The sequence below is a fragment of the Bacillus sp. 103mf genome (assembly GCF_900116295.1).
In the GTDB taxonomy this organism is placed as follows: domain Bacteria; phylum Bacillota; class Bacilli; order Bacillales; family Bacillaceae_G; genus Bacillus_A; species Bacillus_A bruguierae.
Map to the genome: position 1 here is coordinate 345,947 of NZ_FPAF01000003.1, position 20,118 is coordinate 366,064.

The 20,118-nt window shown below is 34.0% G+C and carries 18 protein-coding genes and 1 pseudogene; 12 read left to right on the plus strand and 7 right to left on the minus strand.

Features of this window, described 5'->3' with window-relative positions:
- Window positions 1-8: 8 nt before the first annotated feature.
- A complete protein-coding gene (locus BM350_RS11240; protein ID WP_090911982.1) occupies window positions 9-1,352 on the minus strand; it encodes an erythromycin esterase family protein in 1,344 nt (447 codons plus the stop codon).
- A gap of 399 nt (window positions 1,353-1,751) precedes the next feature.
- Between BM350_RS11240 and BM350_RS11245 the strand changes: the two genes are divergently transcribed.
- Window positions 1,752-2,369, plus strand: a complete 618-nt coding sequence (locus tag BM350_RS11245) for an HAD family hydrolase (protein WP_090911980.1) — start codon at window positions 1,752-1,754, stop codon at window positions 2,367-2,369.
- A 71-nt stretch (window positions 2,370-2,440) separates the two neighbouring features.
- A pseudogene (locus BM350_RS11250) lies at window positions 2,441-2,700 on the plus strand (recombinase family protein); the annotation flags it as partial.
- A 217-nt stretch (window positions 2,701-2,917) separates the two neighbouring features.
- Here the strand turns inward: BM350_RS11250 and BM350_RS11255 are convergent.
- On the minus strand, window positions 2,918-3,385 hold the full coding sequence (locus tag BM350_RS11255) for a DUF4240 domain-containing protein (RefSeq protein WP_090911978.1): 468 nt from the start codon (window positions 3,383-3,385) through the stop codon (window positions 2,918-2,920).
- 594 nt (window positions 3,386-3,979) lie between these two features.
- On the opposite strand from BM350_RS11255, the gene BM350_RS27850 reads away from it, so the two are divergent.
- Window positions 3,980-4,108 (plus strand): hypothetical protein, encoded by a 129-nt coding sequence (locus BM350_RS27850; RefSeq protein ID WP_090911976.1) that lies wholly within the window; start codon window positions 3,980-3,982, stop codon window positions 4,106-4,108.
- A gap of 50 nt (window positions 4,109-4,158) precedes the next feature.
- On the opposite strand, the gene BM350_RS11265 is transcribed toward BM350_RS27850, so the two are convergent.
- Window positions 4,159-5,010: a LysR family transcriptional regulator gene (locus tag BM350_RS11265; RefSeq protein WP_090911973.1), complete on the minus strand. Its 852-nt coding sequence runs from the start codon at window positions 5,008-5,010 to the stop codon at window positions 4,159-4,161.
- Between the two features lie 98 nt (window positions 5,011-5,108).
- On the opposite strand from BM350_RS11265, the gene BM350_RS11270 reads away from it, so the two are divergent.
- Window positions 5,109-6,260: an MFS transporter gene (locus BM350_RS11270; protein WP_090911971.1), complete on the plus strand. Its 1,152-nt coding sequence runs from the start codon at window positions 5,109-5,111 to the stop codon at window positions 6,258-6,260.
- Window positions 6,261-6,623: 363 nt separating this feature from the next.
- Entirely contained in the window at window positions 6,624-8,435 is a 1,812-nt protein-coding gene (locus BM350_RS11275) for an acyltransferase family protein (protein WP_090911969.1), read from the plus strand.
- Between the two features lie 305 nt (window positions 8,436-8,740).
- On the opposite strand, the gene BM350_RS11280 is transcribed toward BM350_RS11275, so the two are convergent.
- Window positions 8,741-9,505, minus strand: a complete 765-nt coding sequence (locus BM350_RS11280) for an alpha/beta fold hydrolase (RefSeq protein WP_090911967.1) — start codon at window positions 9,503-9,505, stop codon at window positions 8,741-8,743.
- Between the two features lie 824 nt (window positions 9,506-10,329).
- On the opposite strand from BM350_RS11280, the gene BM350_RS11285 reads away from it, so the two are divergent.
- The 3 genes from BM350_RS11285 (at window position 10,330) to BM350_RS11295 (ending at window position 13,443) form a co-directional block, all read left to right on the plus strand.
- Window positions 10,330-11,226 carry a LysR family transcriptional regulator gene (locus BM350_RS11285; RefSeq protein ID WP_090911965.1) on the plus strand — a complete coding sequence of 299 codons (897 nt, stop codon included), beginning with the start codon at window positions 10,330-10,332 and terminating at the stop codon, window positions 11,224-11,226.
- 52 nt (window positions 11,227-11,278) lie between these two features.
- Complete coding sequence (locus BM350_RS11290) at window positions 11,279-12,112, plus strand: YitT family protein (protein WP_090911963.1); 834 nt, start codon at window positions 11,279-11,281, stop codon at window positions 12,110-12,112.
- A gap of 323 nt (window positions 12,113-12,435) precedes the next feature.
- Window positions 12,436-13,443, plus strand: a complete 1,008-nt coding sequence (locus tag BM350_RS11295; RefSeq protein WP_090911961.1) for an LCP family protein — start codon at window positions 12,436-12,438, stop codon at window positions 13,441-13,443.
- A gap of 159 nt (window positions 13,444-13,602) precedes the next feature.
- Here BM350_RS11295 and BM350_RS11300 read toward each other — a convergent pair whose 3' ends face one another.
- Complete coding sequence (locus tag BM350_RS11300) at window positions 13,603-14,214, minus strand: LysE/ArgO family amino acid transporter (RefSeq protein ID WP_090911959.1); 612 nt, start codon at window positions 14,212-14,214, stop codon at window positions 13,603-13,605.
- A 153-nt stretch (window positions 14,215-14,367) separates the two neighbouring features.
- On the opposite strand from BM350_RS11300, the gene BM350_RS11305 reads away from it, so the two are divergent.
- The 3 genes from BM350_RS11305 (at window position 14,368) to BM350_RS11315 (ending at window position 17,082) form a co-directional block, all read left to right on the plus strand.
- Entirely contained in the window at window positions 14,368-15,819 is a 1,452-nt protein-coding gene (locus BM350_RS11305) for an aminotransferase-like domain-containing protein (RefSeq protein WP_090911957.1), read from the plus strand.
- A gap of 225 nt (window positions 15,820-16,044) precedes the next feature.
- The gene (locus tag BM350_RS11310) at window positions 16,045-16,212 is read left to right on the plus strand and encodes a DUF3933 family protein (RefSeq protein ID WP_090911955.1); all 168 of its coding nucleotides are present in this window, start codon (window positions 16,045-16,047) and stop codon (window positions 16,210-16,212) included.
- Window positions 16,213-16,377: 165 nt separating this feature from the next.
- Window positions 16,378-17,082 carry a class I SAM-dependent methyltransferase gene (locus BM350_RS11315; RefSeq protein ID WP_090911952.1) on the plus strand — a complete coding sequence of 235 codons (705 nt, stop codon included), beginning with the start codon at window positions 16,378-16,380 and terminating at the stop codon, window positions 17,080-17,082.
- A gap of 336 nt (window positions 17,083-17,418) precedes the next feature.
- Here the strand turns inward: BM350_RS11315 and BM350_RS11320 are convergent, their stop codons facing one another.
- Both BM350_RS11320 and BM350_RS11325 read right to left on the minus strand, forming a co-directional pair.
- The gene (locus BM350_RS11320) at window positions 17,419-18,372 is read right to left on the minus strand and encodes a patatin-like phospholipase family protein (RefSeq protein WP_090911950.1); all 954 of its coding nucleotides are present in this window, start codon (window positions 18,370-18,372) and stop codon (window positions 17,419-17,421) included.
- A gap of 95 nt (window positions 18,373-18,467) precedes the next feature.
- A complete protein-coding gene (locus tag BM350_RS11325) occupies window positions 18,468-18,632 on the minus strand; it encodes a YjcZ family sporulation protein (protein ID WP_090911948.1) in 165 nt (54 codons plus the stop codon).
- Window positions 18,633-18,939: 307 nt separating this feature from the next.
- Between BM350_RS11325 and BM350_RS11330 the strand changes: the two genes are divergently transcribed.
- Window positions 18,940-19,713: a YwqG family protein gene (locus tag BM350_RS11330; protein ID WP_090911946.1), complete on the plus strand. Its 774-nt coding sequence runs from the start codon at window positions 18,940-18,942 to the stop codon at window positions 19,711-19,713.
- Window positions 19,714-20,118 lie beyond the last annotated feature (405 nt).

Consider the following 20,118-nt stretch of genomic DNA (forward strand, 5'->3'; position numbering starts at 1 on the left):
TTTTTGTTTTACTTGATTCGTGAAGGGCTAATATGCTCTAGCCATAGAATCCCATCATATTGTTGGTTAGGAATCATGATTTCATCTATAAATCCCCAATACTGCCCGATAATAGGCCTATACATCCAAGAGGTTTCAGGACGATTTTCCTCACCTTTTAAATTTACAAATACTTGCGGATGTTGTGCAACTTTCAAAATTTCTTCGACACTATTGGCTTGATGCGTTTCCTTTACAGGAACAAGCTTATGATTATCCATACCTAAACTGCTACCACTATATGCAAATAAACCGACTGTGTACATTTGATTTTTTAAATAATGTGGTATCATATCCATCATATTTGGAAATTGTAATACGGTTTGAACCATTTTAGAATTTTGTTTTCTAATATGATAATTGTGTCCCCACACAATGATTTTTTTATTCTTAAATTGCATTTCGCTTAACCATGCTAAATTCTGTGCCATCCCTTGCTCTCGATTGTAAAATGGGAAATCATCTGGATATTTTTCAGGTGGAATATTCTTCCGCTCTTTCACATCATTTGGAATACATGTTTTAAGCGCAGAGATTCGAATCTGGATTGACTTTTCTAGAAGATTTACATCATAGGATGCTTTAGGCGCTACTTGTTGCAATTCATTTTTATAGTGTTGGATAAATTCTTTTATTTTTTCGTATTTGTCCAAAAGGGATGCCTGCATTACCTGAAATTCCTTATAAGAAGAGACAGAACGGTATTTCGGGATTTCTCCTTCTGCTTCTACAAGTAATTTACCTATCTCAGGATCCAATTTTTCAATCCATTCATTTGTAGATTTTGCAAATATAGCAGTAGCAGCATCCCCAGGTATTTGTATATCAAATCCCGTTAAAACAAGAGGTGTTCCTTTTTCTTTTTGTTCTTTTATATATTGAATTAATTCTTCCACATCTTCTGTATGCCAAACTCCCAAAATAGCCTTCTTCATGGCTTGTTCGGCTGTTAGATCATCTATATTTTGATACACAGCATTCGCTTCCGCAAAGCCTGATTCAAATGCGATCACATCATAACCCATTTCTTCATGCAAATACTTAATGATACGAACCTTAGATTGATTCATTTCTGTTGAACCATGAGTAGACTCACCTAGTGAAACAATACGTTTGCCTTGTAAGGTTTGTTTTAAAAATGATAAATCCTCATTCGAACTAGCAGTTGGTTCTTGTAATTTAACTGCATGTTCACGAACCCAATTCTGCCATTTTTGTTGATCTGCAGGCAGTTCTTCAGCAGATGTTACTGTCGAAAACGTTGTGAGTGCAAATAAAGTAGTTATGAATCCTTTTTTCCATTTTGAAAACACACATATCCCTCCTGTTTTTTATAAATTTTATCAAATAAATCTAATTATCTATCATTAATTTGAATAAATGGTAATAATTAGATTTATATGTTTATACTAGAGGATGGGATTTATAAAAATCAAGTAGAAAGTATAATGATTCTATAAATTTAAAATGTTACCAAAATAATTTTCCTTCCCCAAGGAATAAGAAAGGGGAAGCCCAATGAGTAGGAAGGGGATGAGTTTGGGTTGGCGTAAGTCGAACGTTTTTTCTTTCTATTTCTGGTTCTGTTGCAAGGAGTTGATATTTTAAAAGTTTGTATTTGTGATATAATTTACATATATAGGAAAGATGAGGGGTTATGATTTAGCTGAGTTTCGCACATAGATGTTATAAATGATGGGGAGGAAATACATATGGATAGCATAATTTTTGATTTGGATGGAACTATTTGGGATTCTATAGACACCGTACTACTTGCATGGAATAGTATAGTTGAGGAAAATAAACAAGTAGAAAAGAAATTAACAAGAAGAGACTTCGAAAGTACTATGGGACTGCAAATGGACGACATAAGTAGCAAGTTATTTCCAAGCTTAGATTTAAACACTCGAACACAAATAATTAAACAGTGCTTTGAAATTGAAGGTAAATATATAGAGGAACACGGTGGAGCTCTTTTTGAAAACGTGGAAGATGTACTACATAACCTTTCTAAGAAATATAAACTTTTTATCGTCAGCAATTGTCAACAGGGTTATATTGAGGGTTTTTTTCGGTATCATAAACTTGAGAATTACTTTTTAGATTATGAAAACCCTAGTAGAACGGGTCTTACAAAAGGAGACAATATCAAATTAATAATTGAAAGAAACAATCTTTCAAAACCTGTTTATGTTGGAGACACAGAGAGTGATCTAAAGGCGTCTAGGCATGCAGGTATCCCTTTTGTTTATGCAAAGTACGGTTTTGGAAATGTAAGTGAATATGATCAAGTTATAGAGAAATTTGATGATCTTTTAGACCTATTCTAAAGAATAATAACAAATGATTAACAGAATAACAGATTTTTACTTTAAGATATTTCTCGATTTGAAAAGGGTTCAATATGGGTTTAATTGAAAACATACCAACAGGAAAGCTTGTATTCAACGTCATGAGTACATTTGCTGCATTTGAAAGAGAAATGATAGTAGAACGTACACAAGAAGGTAAAGTAATTGCAAAGCTTCCTGAAGATTCTAGAGAAGGTCGATCAAAAAAATTAACAAGAAGCAAATTGAACACGCATTAGTATTATTAGAAAGTCATTCTTATAAACAAGTTGAAGAAATAAGAGGTATTAGTAAAAGTATATTAATTTGAGCCAAGAAGAAAGCACAAATCAGCATGCCTTTCAACTAAAAATAAAAGGACTCATTAATTGAGTTCTTTTATTTTTAGTTAGTGCCTTTTTCTTTGTTCGAATCAATGTACTTGAGGTTTGTGTAGTAATGGCACAGAAACGGTAGCTTGTTTAGAAAGAATAACGTTTTTTAGTATTTAGAGTTGATGAGCATAGTGTGCTCCCCCTAGTAGCAATTTATCCTGTCCATTTGCTCTTATTACTGTATGTTTCATAATCAAACTTTGGCAGATAATCAAAATCCTCATCATTTTTCTGTTCGTATGCTTCTCTACTTATACTCAATAAAGATTCAAACTCCATATCTTTTGGCATTTCCTCTGGATGCTGCAACACATGATAATAAAAATCCCGCCCATTTGCTATAACCATGCATCTTGCATACAGAAAGTTATCTACGGAGAAAAACTCTTCTTCATCTACATAGGAATACTCACCAATATTTTTGGCGTATTCAACCCCGTCCAAATCATAAAGTAATTTGGAGAGCATGTCCTCGAAAGCAAATATCTCTTCATTGGATTTTTTACTTAAATAATTTACCGCTTCTTCCAAAACTGTTTCATCATCACCCTCATGTTCCCAATCGAACATATCAATGATTTTCCAAAACTCGTTCTCGTCCATCTTTAAATCGTTAGACATATAAGCCTCTCCTTTCACTTTTTTAACTAAATAACATTTTTAAAATGAACATATTAAAGCTAAAACTGCCCTGGTATATGACGGAAAGGAAAAACACATATTAGAGGTTCCTAAATATTAAAATAGTGGAATGAATTTGGGATAATGCGAATTTTACTACTCCCTATAAAAAAACTTAAGATTGGAAAAAACGTTATTCTTTCTGGAAAATGATAAGAAAGGATAGCGTTTTTTGGTTTAGGAGTACCGCCCCATCACCATCAAGTTAAGAAATTCATTGTTTCCCAAAACGAAAAAAATGAACTGAATTCCCATAGATAACTATGAGGAGATAAAATTTTCGTTTTGGGGATACTTCAAAATATTAGCTTGATGGGCATGCGGCAAGACCTCTGTATAAATAATATTAAATATATATTATTTAGAACTTTTTGTTAAATTGTTGTGAAATTGGAAATGGAGTAGATGGGTAAGAGTTCTAATTTTAGGGAATAAATATGAAAAAACAATGTTTCATTTACAACTAGTCAAAAAAATTCAATTGTACTTTATAAAAAAGTAGTATGTATTAATTTTTAAAAAAGGATGTGCAGTATGAACAAAGAGAAAAAGTACACTGTTGTTGGTACCGATATTGATGAAGTGAAGAAGCTGAATAAGAACTCTGGTTTAACATATAACGAGGTAAAGCAATTATTAGCAAAACAAATGAAACAAAAGTGATTATCCATGAAACCGAAAGTATATTATTATTTTTGGTTCCATGGATACCGCTATAATTGATTACACACTAAAAAGGCGTTTATAATAGGAGTTTGTTCTTTAAATGCAAGGCTAATTTGCCGATATTTTTTTTGTTTTAGTTTTTTTATTTCAATGTTTTTATGGGATTTAAAAAATAGTTCAGGTCCCATGCTAATTCCAATATTTTGTGAAATCATATTAACAATCGTTTCACAATGCAATACTTCTAATATAATGTTTGGATACACATCATAAGCGGATAAATTTTCTAAAACTAATGACTGATAGGAAGATTTTGGCATAATAAAGTCCATATTAGCAATAGTTTTTATATCAATTGTTTTCTCATTAACCAGTGGGTGATTTTTTGGTAACCCTAAGACAATTTCATCTTTTGTAATAGGTATTGATGGAAATTGTTTTTTTGTATCTTCTTCGATAATGAATCCTATATCTACAGTGCCGTTATGAATCCAATCTACAATCTCCATATAAGTACCTTCATATAATATTACCTTAATTTCTGAGTAGTTCTTTTTAAGCTGAGATAGCATTTTGGGTAATATTTGAGCTGCAGCACTTGTAAATGCGCCTATTTTTAAAGTGCCCTCTAGTTGATTGTTTTGAAGAGATATTTCTTGTTTAATAATAGCCTCACTGTTTAAAATTTGCCGAATGTGAGGAATAATTCGATCTGCAAAAGCAGTTTTTTGAATCTTTGCTTGTTTGTTTCGATGTAATAAAGGATAACCAAATTCTTTTTCTAAGCTAGAAATAGCATGACTTACTGCGGATTGTGTCATGTTAAGTTGTTCAGCCGCCCTAGTGAAATTCCCTAGTTCAACTACTTTTTGGAGTACCTCGTATCTTGCTATAGTCATGAGTTAAATTCATACCTCCTATGCTAAATATTAATTTCACTAATCACATTATACCCTTTACGATAGAAAAAGGAATAATTGACAAAAGGGTGATGATATTGAGAAAGATTGTTTTATTAACAATAGGAATGTTTGCGTTAGGAGTAGATGCTTATGTAATGGCAGGGATTTTACCAAGTATTGCAGATGAATTTCATGTATCTATAGGGAAAGCGGGGCAAGCGGTAAGTGTATTTACATTATGTTATGCGCTTGCAGCACCTTTGTTTGCTGCAATGATGAGTAAAACGAATGCAAAACATACATTATTAATAGCGTTGTCTATTTTCGTATTAGCCAATGTAGTAAGTACAATTACAAACAATTTTATCATGTTATTAATTTCAAGAGGAATAGCAGGTATAGGTGCTGGTTTGTATTCACCATTTGCTTCATCTGCAGCTGTTACATTCGTTCATGAAAGTAAAAAAGGTAGAGCGCTAGGCATGATACTACTTGGAATGAGTGCAGGAACCGTAATAGGTGTTCCTATCGGTATATATATTTCGGATATTTATGGGTGGCGCATGACAATATGGTTTATTGTTGCAATCGGTGTAGTAGGAATATTAGGCTTATGGTTTAGGCTTCCAGTCATACAATCAACCCATTTACCAACATTAAAAGAACGACTAGCGATGTTTCAAAACAAGGTTATTTCATTGGTCATGTTTATAACAATGATACTAAGTTTTTGTAGCTTAGGGCTATACACATATTTAGACCTTATCATAGCCTCTTATGGCTTTGAAAAATCCGTAGTCTTTATATGGATGTGGGGAATAGGTGGCATAGGAGGAAGTTTCATTATAGGATATATAATGGATTTTTATAAGAAACCTAAAATCATATTAATATATCTAATGATTATTATGTTTTTATCTTTAATATGTATGGGGATTTTTCAACAAATAGCAATTTTGGTGGCTATCTGTTTAATTCTTTGGGGAGCTACTGGATGGGGAGCAGTAGCGACTCAACAAAAAACATTAATTGAAATAAGTCCAGAACATGCCACTATTTCTATTGCCTTGCTTAGTTCTATTAATTATTTTGCTGGTTCAATGGGAACACTGGCAAATGGTGTATTTCTAGAAAAGGGTATAGATCCTTTAAATTTTCCGTATTTTACAGCTGGTATATTAGTAGTTGCAATTGGATTGCAATCTATTTTAATAGTAAAAAAGAAGTATAGTGAAATAAATCAGTAAGGTATTGTTTGTACAAAAGTAGTCTAAGTCGCGTATTATGACTTAGACTATTTTTATTTGTTAAGGATTATTTAAAGAGTCTAATACAATATTTTATTCTTTTTTCACTTCACTTTCGGTAAGGGAAATGTAATGAAGTAGTTATTTTTATTTGCATAAACAATTTTATAATAATAGATGATATGGTAGAATTTTATGTATGGTGTGCATTATTATACAAGATAAGTATGTTTATTATGATAATGTACTATTTTTGTAAACCTTTTATTTCGAAATTCGTTTATACTTGTTAAGTGTAAATTCGTAGAATTTCGTAATGTGAATAGTTACATAGTTTCTAGAGAAAGATGGGGGTGACTGTGAATGCCCACACCATTAAAGAAAAATAGTCGTTATATGGTTGGATTAGACAGTTTAAGGGGCCTAGCCATACTAGGTGTTATTTTGTATCATATCAATTTTAACTGGATACCTGGAGGGTTTTTAGGTGTTACTGTGTTTTTTGTACTTTCGGGTTATTTAATTACGGATATTCTTGTTGTTGAATGGAAGGAAAAAAGAAGAATCGACTTGAAGAATTTCTGGTTGCGCCGGGCAAGGAGATTGCTTCCGGGAATGCTTGTCATGCTTGTTATAACTTTAGCTTGGATTACAATTTTTCATAGTTCATTACTTGGAAAAATGCGTGGAGATTCGGTAGCAGCTTTATTTTATTTTAGTAACTGGTGGTATATTTATCACAAATTATCATATTTTGATAGCTTCGGTAAACTGTCTCCACTAAATCATTTTTGGTCGTTAGCTGTTGAAGAACAGTTCTATGTGGTCTGGCCTCTTATCATTAGTTTAGGACTTTCTTATATAAAAAAACAATCACGTCTGACTTTATTTATTTTTCTCGGAGCGATTGCTTCAGCTGTCGCAATGGCAATAATATATGTACCAGGTGCTGATCCAAGTAGAGTGTATTATGGTACTGATACAAGGGCGTTTTCCTTACTGATTGGTGCAGCACTTGCTTTCATTTGGCCGAGCAGTAGATTAGCTAATAAAATTATTCCACCAGCTCGTCTCGTTCTTGATATAATTGGAGGAATTGCTCTTCTTATTATTCTTGTTATGTTTTGGAAGACGAATCAATATGATCCATTCCTATACCGCGGGGGAATGTTCCTTTTATCGATTGCTACTGCATTATTAGTAGCGAATCTTGCTCATCCAGCTAGCCGTATTAGTGTTTTTTTAAGGTTCAGACCTTTGCGCTGGATTGGAGTTCGATCTTATGGGATATACCTTTGGCATTATCCGATCATCACATTGACAACTCCACAAGTAAGTACTGGAGAATTTCAGCTTACGAGAGCTATTTTTCAATTTTTTCTTATTTTGTTTATTGCGCAGCTTTCATGGAAATTTATCGAAAATCCAATTCGTCAAGGCGCATTGAGGAATATTCGTTTACATAACTTAAGAATAAGAAACTTAGCGTTAGGTGGTAAGTTAGCTTTAGCGTTTGCAATATTGGTTACTATGACAGCAAGTTTTGGTTTATCAACAGCGGGCAAAGCGAAAGAAAGCCCTAAAAACAAAGTAGAGGCGGTACAAACACAGCAAAAAGATCAGCCTAAACATCCAGACGCAGTTTTGGAAGAACCGGCTGATAAACCATCACAAAACAAAGAAGAAGTTAAGTCTGCGGGGGCTAAAGAATCTGCGCCGATCACAGCTATTGGAGATTCAATTATGATTGATGTCTCTCCCAATTTAAAAAATGCATTTCCTAATATTAGGATTGATGCGAAGATTGGAAGGCAAATGTCTGAAGCGACCTCTGCGGTAGACAGAATGAAAAAAGAGGGTGCTTTAGGGGAGTGCGTTATTATTGGATTAGGTACAAATGGCGCATTTACTACTGAGCAAATAACATCACTAATCCAATTAATAGGTAATGAACGTAAAGTAGTATTAATTAATACAAGAGTACCGCGTCCATGGGAATCATTAGTTAATAAAAAGTTAGAAGAAATAGCATCAAACTTCTCAAATGTTACGCTAGTTGATTGGTATTCAGCTAGTGCTGGGAAGCAAGAATACTTTGAACCAGATGGGGTTCATTTGACGAAAGCAGGAGCGGAGGTATATTCTTCACTTATAGTGAAGAGTATTAAAAAGTAGAGTAATAGCAAATTGATAATTTTTCACTTGATTTCACTTGGATGTGTAGAATTTTATTTTTTTTTAATATATTTCTATATGTATACAAATTGAAAAAACAACATAATTCCTTTTTTTAGGAGGGACGAGAGCGTCCGGCCATACATACAATCGGCTTAGATGTCGAAAAATTAAAATGGATTTTAAAAACATATGGATTATTAGATGGGGATAAAAAAGAGAGATTGTACTCAAATATAGTTTACATATGAGAAGAGAGTCGCGTTGATATGCGACTCTCTTTATTAAATAAAAAATGTTTTATATTATGACGATGTGTCTCGTAAAAATTGAGAGTACAAATCGAAAAAATAATTTGGCCGAAAGATATTTGCAGCATGACCAGCTAAGGGGATTTCTTTATATGAAACATTTGGAAGAATGGATTTTAAATCAAATAAACAAGATTTATAGAGATGATCGTGTTCTCCCATCACCCATAAAATTGGTTGCGTAAGTTCTCGTAATCGGGATTTTAAATCGAATTCCAAACGATGCCGCAGTGACTCTCGAATAATAGATGAGTGTAATTGTAACCCGAATCGATAGTAAATATTTTTGGAAACAATCGCAAATGGATTGGCTTTTAGTATGCCACTTGGAAATATAGTACTTGCATACTGATGAAGCCAAGAAGAGTATTCATTATTTCGTTTGTCCCAAAACTTTTGGAAGACATTAAACAAAATAGATGGGTTATTGTAATGACCTCCAATATGACAAAGGCTCAATACTTTTTCTGGGTACTTATGAGCAAATATAGAGGCAATATAGCATCCATAGCTTAGGGCGCAAATATGAGCTTGCTGGATCCCTTCTTTTTCATATAAATTTGACAATTGCTCTACTAATCGATCTAAAGAAAAATCAATGGCTTGTCCTTTGTCATCACCATGGCCAAGTAAGTCATATGTGATGATGTTATAAGATGAGGAAAATAGTTTACATTCTTTTTTAAATGCACGACGATTTCCAACTAGTCCATGAATGAATATAATCGTTTTTTTCTCAAAATCTTTTTTTGTTTGCAAAAGTATGCCCCTTTCAAGTCTATGGTAGAAAAAAGAAAATAAGTTCTACTAGAATGGTGTTATTACTAGTAAGCTTAGGCACCGATTATGCTCGGAACATTGAAATGAATGAATATATAATGATAGAAAACATGTTTATGGAAAGTGTATATAAAAATAACACAAGAATTCTTTGTACTAAGTTAATTGATTTTTCATGTTTAATAGATTGAGTACAACTAATTTTAAGCACCAGGTAATAATACCAGATAATTGTGGTGGTTGTAAAGGTAACTTTCCAACGAGGGTGTATTCATCTTAAATATGCCGGGAACTGTAAAATAATTTAATTTGATAATTGCTGATGGAGTGATCGTAAATGAGTATCTTTCGAATATTTGTACAACTTTTAAATTGTAGAAGTATAGTGAAAAGTATGAGAACTGCATTTCATGCTTTTAATTAAATCCATCCATCATTTTTTTAAATGGTTTCTATTAAAATAATTCATTTTATTTATTTTTATTATAAATATATAATAGCGATTAGGTGAGTGTATAGGACTGTTATCTATTTTTTCTTTCGTTTTTCATTCAGATGTGAAAGATTAAGAATGTATAAAGTTTACCTATGAAGCTAACTATTTCTATCAAAATAGTTAGCTTCATAGGTGTTTTAGAAAAGATTTTATTTCATATACTTTCTAATATCATTTTTCGTTATGATGGAAATATGGTTATAACAATAAGTTGATGATACGAGAATCTTGTAATCTTTATACATACATAAACCGTAATTTATGCTATTGAGGATGAAATAATGATTGTACAACAGGAGGCATTATTATGGAGCTGCGTCATTTGAAAACTTTTATTATTGTAGCAGAGAGCGGAGGATTTACACGGGCCGGAGAAAGACTCGGATATACACAATCAACAATCACAAATCATATTCAATCCCTGGAAGAAGTAATTGGAAGTCCGTTGTTTGATCGCCTCGGTAAAAAGGTAGTTTTAACTGAAGTAGGAGAGCATATGCTTTCTTACGCGCAAAAAATATTGGCATTATCAAATGAAGCACTTGAATCATCTCAAATGAACGGCAAACCATCAGGAACGATACGTATTGGGGCAAATGAATCTTTAATGATATATCGATTACCTGTTATTTTATATGAATTTAAAAAGAAGTATCCGCAGGTTCATATCATTTTACAGCCATCAGAGAGTCAGGAGTTGCATAATGAATTAAAGTCAGGGAAATTTGATTTTGCTTTATTTACAAATCCAGAAAAACTAGGTGTAGATATTGTCACTCGTTCGCTTGTTAGAGAAACAATTGTGCTTGTTGCTCCGCCAGGGCATCCGTTAACGAAGCGGAAAATTGTTACTCCTGCTGATTTAGAAGGAGAAATGTTATTGCTTACCGAGCCAGGGAGTTATCGAGACTTACTAGAAAAATGGATAAAAGGAGAAGGGATTAGTTGTTCACGTATTCATTTTTGGAGTATAGAGGCAATTAAACAAACTGTTATGTGCGGGTTAGGGTTATCGTATTTACCGCTTATTACAGTTAAAGAAGAAATTGAGCGTGGAAAGTTAATTGCCTTGCCATGGATGTACAGTGAAGATTTTGTCACAACTGAACTGGCGTATCATAAAAGTAAATGGTTGACACCAGCGATGAAGAAGCTAATAGAAATGATAGAGAAACATGCAGAGAGATGGAGAGAGACAATTTAGTTTCCTATGATGTATAGAGATTAAACATAGGAATAGACGGGAGGAAAACGTAATGAATGAACGTATGAAAGAGATTATACTTGTTGTACTTGGATCGTTATTGTTTGCAATTGGAATTAACTTTTTTGCTATTCCAAACCGATTATCAGAAGGAGGAATTATCGGTCTTACGGTAATTACTTACTATTTGTTTGACTGGTCTCCTGGTGCTGTAAACCTTATAATGAATGCCATTTTACTTGCAATTGGTTATAAATTTTTTGATAAGAAAACGATGGTATATACAATTCTTGGTATTATATCTACATCTTTCTTTTTATATATCACAGAAGATGTGGCCACTCCGGTAAATCATGATACATTATTAGCAGCTCTGTTTGCAGGGGTTTTTGTTGGTGTTGGTTTAGGGTGTATGTTTCGTGCAGGTGGTACATCAGGTGGTTCAGCTATCATAGCTAGGTTAGCAAATCAATATTTAGGCTGGAGTGTTGGAAAAGGTGTGCTAATTATCGATATCGTTGTTATTGCTGGCTCAGTATTTATTATTGGACAAGAGAAAGCGATGTATACACTTGTAGCAGTCTTTATCGGTGCAAAGGTTATTGATTTTATTGTGGAAGGATTAAATACAAAAACAGCAGTGACGATTATTTCAAATAATCCAGATATTATTCGAGAATCTATTATGCAAAATATGACACGCGGTGTAACGGTATTAGAAGGACGAGGTGGTTACACAGGAAATAATAAGGAAGTGTTATATGTTGTCATTAATAAACAAGAACTCGTCCAATTAAAACAAGTTGTAGGTCGAAAAGATCAAAATGCATTTGTTGTGATTCATGATGTACGAGATGTATTAGGTGGCGGCTTTAAAGCGAGTTGAAAAATCTAGCCCTCAAATGTTTGAGGGCTAGATTTTTTGTCTATATAGCCAAAATGTTATTTATCTCTAATGATTTCATAAAATAGTATTGAAAATTATGCCAAATAAGAGAAAGATTACTTGGGATTTCAAAAAATATTTGTGTTAAAATTTCGTTGTCATCATTTTGTTACAAAACGATGTTATTTTTTTTGTAACGAAAAGCTATGATTCGTACGTTGTAGATTCTTACAAAAATGTAAGGTTGATGAAATGTAATTCGATACAAAGGATGTTACATTTCAATTAAACTAATAGAGGATGTTCTGAAAGGGGGAAGTGAAATGAAAACGGACATGGAAGCAACAAGTAGAATTGAAAAGAAAAAGAAGCGCTCTAAAAAAAGAGGTTTTTTATTGTTTTTGATCATTCCTGTTTTATTTCTCGTTATTGGAGGAATAAGTTACAGTTCCTTTATATATAGTAAAGCAAAAGCGGTTGTAAGTAATTCTTATGCAGAAATAAATAAGTCTAATAAACGTGATGTAGAGGTGGCTCCTTTAAAAGATAATATTTCTATTTTAATTATGGGTGTTGATGAAAGTGAGCAAAGAAAAAGTCAATATGGTGAAGCAGTTCGTACGGATGCATTGCTACTGGCAACGATTAATAAAAATGATAAATCGGTAAAATTAGTGAGCATTCCTCGTGATTCACGCGTATATATACCGTCACGAAAGAAATTAGATAAAATTACACATGCGCACGTATTTGGCGGTGTGGAAAGTACACGTGATACGGTTGAACGTTTTTTAAATGTACCTGTTGATTATTATGTGAAATTTAATTTTGAATCGTTCATTAAAATAGTGGATTCACTTGGTGGTATTGATATTGATGTGCCGGTTACTTTTACGGAACAAGATAGTAAAGACCAAGCTGGTGCCATCCATCTTGAAAAAGGGTACCAACATTTAAATGGAGAACAGGCGCTTGCGTTAGCGAGAACACGGAAAATTGATAGCGATGCAATGCGTGGTCAAAGACAGCAACTTGTAATCGAAGCAATTATGAAAAAAGCGGCATCAGTCCATTCAATCCCAAAACTTAGTTCATTATTAGATGCAGTGGATCAAAACTTGAAAACAAACTTAACATTCAATGATATGTTGGCAATTACAAAAAATATGGCAGGAACAGACTTGAAGTTAGAAAAAATACAAGTACAAGGTACAGACAAACGTATGAATGGTATTTATTATTATCAACCAGATGAGCAAAATGTTAAAGGAATATCAAAACAATTGAATGATCATCTTGGAATTGCTGAGAAATCAGAATCTAATAAATAAGAAAAAGGTTGGCTTTTTGCCAGCCTTTTTCTTATTTATTATGACCACTCTTATGCCCGGCTAGATGCTCTCGTTTTCCTATAAAAAGGAAAGGGGTTTTATGTCGGTTTTCTAACTTATATACATATATATCAGGATATTTTGAATATTCGACTGTAATTAAGTGAATAGTTTTACCAACATATAAAACGCAACGGCCCAAATAATAACACCAGAAATTTTATTTAATAGTTGTATTCGTTTTCCGGATGCATCCACTTTCCCTAGTATCCGTCCGGCGAATGCTAATCCGATAAACCATAGCCAAGAAACGAAAATTGTTGCGAAGGTAAACGCCCATTTTTCAGCGCCAATGTATTGAATAGAGTTCGTTCCAATGACTCCAATTGTATCTAAAATAGCATGTGGATTGAGTAAAGAGACAGAAGCTGCAAATGCAATTTGTTTTTTTATTGTAATGGTTTGCTCATCATTTTGGGAAGCGGTAGGTTCACTCTTCCATATCGCCCATCCCATGTAAAGAAGAAAGAAAAATCCAACTGCGTAGAGTGTAGTTGTTAGCCAGGAAAATGTTAATAGCACAAGAGATACGCCTTGCACAGCTACCAAAATCAAAATAGTGTCACAGATTGCCGCTGTTATAACAACTGGAGCAGCCTGTAATAAAGTAGATTGACTGGCACCTTGAGTAAAAACAAACACATTTTGAACGCCTAAAGGAATAATAAGTCCAAATGAAAGAATGATGCCGTGAAGAAATGCTTCGCTCATTTTTCGCCTCCTATGTAAAAGCATATTTTTTGGGGGTTACCTATTGGTGTCTAGTATATAAAGCGAAATATCAATTGTATCCATCCATATGGATGGATGATGACCCAACCAAAGTGTATACTACAATTGTAGATACATAATTGGGGTGATGTTATGGAACGGTTTGATTGGCAACCAAATGTTTTATCTCCAATACCTTTATATAAGCAAATTGAAGATTATATAAAAGAGAAAATTGCAAATGGAGAATGGACAATCGGGATGAAATTACCGTCTCAACGAACGTTAGCTGATGCATTTAAAGTTAACAGAAGCACAATTGTCACTGCACTAGATGAATTAGCTGCTCAAGGATTGGTTGAAGGAAAAGGACGACAAGGAACGAGAGTGATAAATAATACATGGGGGTTATTAACTTCTTCGGCACCTCTGAATTGGAATTCATATGTTGATACCGGAATGCATTATCCTAATTTACCTATAATTAGAGAAATTAACCGAGCAGAGTTTGATCCGAATATCATTCGATTAGGAACAGGAGAACTCTCGTCAGAACTTTTGCCGCAAGAGAAGACCAAACATATTATGAATAAACTTTCGAAGCAGTATATACCTTTAGGGTATGAAGAACCAAAAGGAGACATTTTACTACGTGAACAGATAGCAAAATATTTACAAACATTAGGAATACAGGCATCAACATCATCTATTTTAGTTGTTTCAGGTGGCATTCAGGCTTTACAGTTAATTTCTATGGGGCTATTACAAAAAGGTGCAACAATTTTAGTAGAAAAACCCTCTTACTTATATTCTCTTAATATTTTTCAGTCAGCAGGGATGCGTTTAATTGGTATTTCGATGGATCGGGATGGAATACAATCAACACTTATTTCAAAATATAAAAAGCAATTTTTGGGTTCGCTTCTTTATACCATTCCTTCTTTTCATAATCCAACTGGGATTTTGATGAGTGAAGAGAGAAGAAAAGTTGTTGTAGCAACTTGTAATGAAATTGGTCTACCTATAGTCGAAGATGGTGTGTATCAAGATTTGTGGTTCGGCTCGCCATCTTCAAAGCCCTTAAAGGCATATGATAGAAGTGGGAGTGTTCTTTACATAGGAAGTATGTCTAAGACAATTAGTCCAGGATTGAGAATTGGCTGGATTGTAGGACCAGAGGCTGTTATTAATCGATTAGCAGATATTAAAATGCAAACAGATTATGGATCAAGTTCTTTGTCACAACGAGCTGCCGCTCAGTGGTTTTTAAGCGGATTGTATGAAGAACATTTAGATTGTACCCGGCGACAATTACAAATACGCAGAGATATTGCATTACATGCGTTGGAAAAACATTTTGCATATATTGCAACGTGGAATGTACCGGAAGGCGGTTTTTACATCTGGTTACATATAAATTTGAAATTTTCTATGCAGGAACTATTTTATAAAGCTTTACAAGCGGGGATTTTACTTAATCCAGGAAATTTGTATGATCGGCATGCTAATCAACATTTGCGAATTTCCTACTCTTATGCATCGCTGCATGATATTGAAAGAGGAATTGAAAAACTTGCACGAATTATACAAGAAATAAAACAATAAATACGATAATATATAAATCCAAATTAAAAACCTGACATAAACCCCTTTTCTTTTTAGATGGTCGAGAGCATCTGGCCATGCGTAGAAGCGGTCAGGGCCTTTTTCTTCCACGTGCGAAGTTCAAACAAAGAGAGAAAGAAAGTAGCAGGTTATTTTTTGTTCAGCATGGCGGCAACTTGTGTGTTGGAAAGTCAAGTTGGATTTATATATAAAAGGAGAATGAAAATGAAACGCTATGTCATTTGCCAAGTGATAAATGGAACAAAATATTTAGCTGCTTATGCAGAAACAAAACAAGAAGCAATTGAAAAAGCAGAACTGTTAGGGTTAAGAACGGGAGAACGTTATATTGTTATCACGGAGGAAGAAGCAGAGGGATTGCAATATCCGTAAAAGGACGGTAGCTATTATGGCTACCGTTTTTTCTTCTTATATTTATTTTTTTAGCAGTTTTTCTCTAATTAGCTGTATACAGTGAATTTAGACTTGAGGAGGGAATTATATGTCCCAATGCGAATGTATATGCGTGGTATATAATAAAGGAGCTGAAGTAAAAAAGTGAACCGAATTCAACATATAAGACAGAAAGAAAAAGAGTATCACGAACATTGTTATGCTAATCATAAGTTATTTGAGGAAGGGTCATGGTTATATAAGCCAGTTTCGGGTGTTATTGAGATGATGAATTTATTTCAAAATCAACAAAGCGTTACTGCATTGGATTTAGGATGTGGAGTTGGAAGAAACAGTATACCGATTGCGCAAAGAATGAAAGCAGGAAAAGTGGTATGTGTAGACTTGCTTTCTTTCGCACTGCACCGATTGCAGCAATATAGTTATGATTGTGACGTTGCTGATCGTATTCAAACTGTAGAGAGTAATATCGAAGATTATCAAATTATCGCAAATGAATACGATTATATTGTGGCTGTATCTAGTTTAGAGCATGTCCCTTGCAAAAGTGCCTTGGAAGAAGTATTGCATAATATGAAAATTGGGACGAAAGATAAAGGAGTTAATTATATTGTAATAAATTCTAGTGTAGAAGAAATTGATATGAACACGAAGATAAGATTGGACCCATTATTTGAAGTAAATCTTTCAACAGAAGAAATGCTTTGTATGCTGGGCAAGATATATAAAGGATGGGAAGAACTAAACGTAGGAGTAAAGCCGCTAGAGTATCACATTGTAAGGGATGAACAGCCAATTTTATTAAAAACAAATGCAATTACTTGTTGTGTAAAGAAAACCATTTGGTAACTACTCAGTCATACATTTCATTTAGCAGTTTGGTAAAGAATATAATTCCAGCGAAAATACGCTTACCTATAATTGCTGCCATGAAGATAAAAATGGATCTACACCTCTCGCTGCCTTTCTTTGTTTTAAAACTTTGCGCGTGGCAGGAAAAGGCTCTGACCGCTACTATACATAGCCAGTCCCTCTCCACCACTTAAAAAAATGCTTTTCTATCTGTTTTTCATAGAGTGACTGAGTAGTTACACCATTTGAAAATATATAAGTAAGTCTCTTGAATTTACGTTTTGAAGAAGAAAAGAAGCTAGTTAAAATCTTACTGCTAGCTGTTGTATTTTATCATTTGTTTTGGTTATCTGGAGCATGAAATGAAGATTCGCTACGATATTGACGTATATACTGTTTAAAATTCCAAGAGCTCAGAAATTTTTTAGCTGCCTGATAGCCAGAATGATAAAGCCAATCTCTTTCTTCATCACTTAAATTAAAATTGGTACTCGTAATACTTCCAGTAGGGATTTTAATTGTGCGTGCGCTTGTTTCTGTATTGAGGTAGCGTAAATCGTGGGCTTGCATCATTGTTTTAAATAGCCCTTTAAACATAGAAACAGGTTCTTCATAATGCACAGGTTCAGCTTGAATTTCGTCTTTCGCGAAATGAAATCCAAAGGTAGGCCAGCGAGGGATGTTTGGTGAGTCGAAAATCCATATCGGATAATTACTGAGAATGCCCCCATCAAGCATATAGCAAGGTTTATTCCACTTAGGGGTTTTCCATTTTACAGGTTGAAAAAAGAAAGGAATTGTTCCGCTCATTCTTGCTGCTTTTGCAATAGAAAATTTTTTATTTGGAAATCCATAATGCGGTAAGTCATCAGGGAAAATTACCATGTTCCCATTGCTAATATCAGAAGCGATAATTTTTAAGCCGCTCGGGTTAGGTAAGTCACTAAAACAATAAACGCCCTTTTGAGATAATAAATCCTCTAACCATTGTTCTATAAAATCGTTTTTATATATACCCATTTTGAACCACACATTTACTCCTTTTCCAATAAGGGGAATTTTATCTAACCATGTTTTTGTTATGAAGTTTGTATAATCAGCACTATTTATAATTGTTCGTAGTTCTTTTCCTGTATAACCGCATGCGAGCAGTGCGGCTATAATAGCACCGGCTGATGTACCAGCGACTCGCTCCCATTCATAACCATGTTCTTCTAATGCACAAATTGCTCCAACATGTGCAATGCCTCGAACGCCGCCGCCTTCAAAGACACCATCTATTTTCATGAAAATACCTCTCTTCAATTCATTATTTATAAAGTTAAAGAAAATAAAAAAGCACGACAAATGCGTGCTTTTCTACAATAGTTGTTAAAGATTACTTAGAAGACAAAGCCATTACAGCAGCTTGCTCCAATGATGATAAGAAGGATAAATAAAACGATTAATAAAGCAAAACCGCCAAATCCACAACCGCCATATCCTCCACAGCCGCCATATCCTCCATAACCGTAACCAAATCCACAACCGCCATATCCATAGCCCATATTTATTTCCTCCTTAATATAAGAATTTTGAGTAAAAAAAGTGGGAATTACGAGGGTGTCTTACAAGGGATGAAAAGTTTGCATGTTTGTAGGAACACTGTATATTATGTGTTAGAAAGGCATTCCGATTATAATGAACAAGCCCTTTTTCATAATGGGCAGTACAGGTAGAGATAAAGAAAAAAACGAAAGAAGTTTTATCATACCTAGCGAGATGACCCTCACCTCAAGCACGAAACGGTAGATGGGGGTAGTTCAATAAATTTTATGATATGATGTAGGTAATCATGTAGAAAAAGGAGTTTGTATGACGAAGCATATTGAAGAATTAATTGACAAGTATCAACTGAATCATATAAAAGATGAATTGTTAGCCACAGCATTTGAATGTATAAAAGTGGTACCAAAACAAGAAGAGATATTGCCAATAGGGTGTTCAAAAATGGGAGGATCACCTGATTTGCCAGCAGAGTTGGCGTATCCAGCTTATAAAGGGCGTCCCCTTCACTTTGTTGCCCAGTTTAATTTAGCTGAAATTCAAGCTGTAGGTATAAAAAATGATTTTCCTGAAAATGGCATGTTATATTTCTTCTATTTTGCTGATGATGAGCAAGAAGACTTTTATGAAGTGTATGGAAATGCAAACATAAAAGAAAGCTGGCGTGTTTTATATTATGAAGGAGCAATCGAGGATTTACAAAACACGAATCAAATGAAAGGGCAATTTTCTCAGTGCAGAATTACATTTGAAAAAGTGCAAAAACTCCCTGAGTTGTTTATTGAAAATGAAGATGATTCAGATCGTTTCTTGCAATTGTTAGAGGAATTAATACCTGATCACTATGACAATCATCAAATTTTTGGTACACCATTTTCCGTTCAAACAGAAGTATTTGAGGAAGCACAGGAATATTTGAATGTGCATCACAGTGAGATGATATTATTATTTCAAGTAGATTCTGATGAGCAACATTTAAACATGATGTGGGGAGATATGGGAATGTTATATTTCTGTATTGCAAATGAAGATATAAAGCAACGCCGTTTTGAAAACACTTGTTGTATTTTACAAAGTTTATAATTTAAAGAAGTTTCGCATGTGAACGGAAATTACTTTTCCATATATACAAGCTAAAAAAACGATATAAAAACCCTCTTTTTTTAGGGGAGGACGAGAGCATCTGGCCGCGCATAGAAACGGTCAGAGCCTTTTCCTGCCACATGCAATGTTTAAAACAAAAGGAGGAAGCGAGAGTAGGTCATGTTGTATTCTCTATAGCAGTGACTTATATGTCGGAGAATTAAAGTGGATTTATATAGTTTAGCGTTGTTTAAATTACTTCACTTACGTGTATGTAATCTTTATATCTAGCACATACATTTTTAGGTGATGTCAACGAGTTTTTGTTGTCTAGGTCCGTATACTTAACTGGAAAAACGCGGAACTGCTACCTGTTACGCGCTTAAAGATGTGGGTTTCTTTTGG

Bases quoted from the DNA above. Each gene is read 5' to 3' on its own strand.
- BM350_RS11245 (WP_090911980.1), top strand. From the start codon at position 1,752: ATGGATAGCATAATTTTTGATTTGGATGGAACTATTTGGGATTCTATA.
- BM350_RS11255 (WP_090911978.1), bottom strand. From the start codon at position 3,385: ATGTCTAACGATTTAAAGATGGACGAGAACGAGTTTTGGAAAATCATT.
- BM350_RS27850 (WP_090911976.1), top strand. From the start codon at position 3,980: ATGAACAAAGAGAAAAAGTACACTGTTGTTGGTACCGATATTGATGAA.
- BM350_RS11265 (WP_090911973.1), bottom strand. From the start codon at position 5,010: ATGACTATAGCAAGATACGAGGTACTCCAAAAAGTAGTTGAACTAGGG.
- BM350_RS11275 (WP_090911969.1), top strand. From the start codon at position 6,624: ATGCCCACACCATTAAAGAAAAATAGTCGTTATATGGTTGGATTAGAC.
- BM350_RS11285 (WP_090911965.1), top strand. From the start codon at position 10,330: ATGGAGCTGCGTCATTTGAAAACTTTTATTATTGTAGCAGAGAGCGGA.
- BM350_RS11290 (WP_090911963.1), top strand. From the start codon at position 11,279: ATGAATGAACGTATGAAAGAGATTATACTTGTTGTACTTGGATCGTTA.
- BM350_RS11295 (WP_090911961.1), top strand. From the start codon at position 12,436: ATGAAAACGGACATGGAAGCAACAAGTAGAATTGAAAAGAAAAAGAAG.
- BM350_RS11300 (WP_090911959.1), bottom strand. From the start codon at position 14,214: ATGAGCGAAGCATTTCTTCACGGCATCATTCTTTCATTTGGACTTATT.
- BM350_RS11305 (WP_090911957.1), top strand. From the start codon at position 14,368: ATGGAACGGTTTGATTGGCAACCAAATGTTTTATCTCCAATACCTTTA.
- BM350_RS11310 (WP_090911955.1), top strand. From the start codon at position 16,045: ATGAAACGCTATGTCATTTGCCAAGTGATAAATGGAACAAAATATTTA.
- BM350_RS11320 (WP_090911950.1), bottom strand. From the start codon at position 18,372: ATGAAAATAGATGGTGTCTTTGAAGGCGGCGGCGTTCGAGGCATTGCA.
- BM350_RS11325 (WP_090911948.1), bottom strand. From the start codon at position 18,632: ATGGGCTATGGATATGGCGGTTGTGGATTTGGTTACGGTTATGGAGGA.
- BM350_RS11330 (WP_090911946.1), top strand. From the start codon at position 18,940: ATGACGAAGCATATTGAAGAATTAATTGACAAGTATCAACTGAATCAT.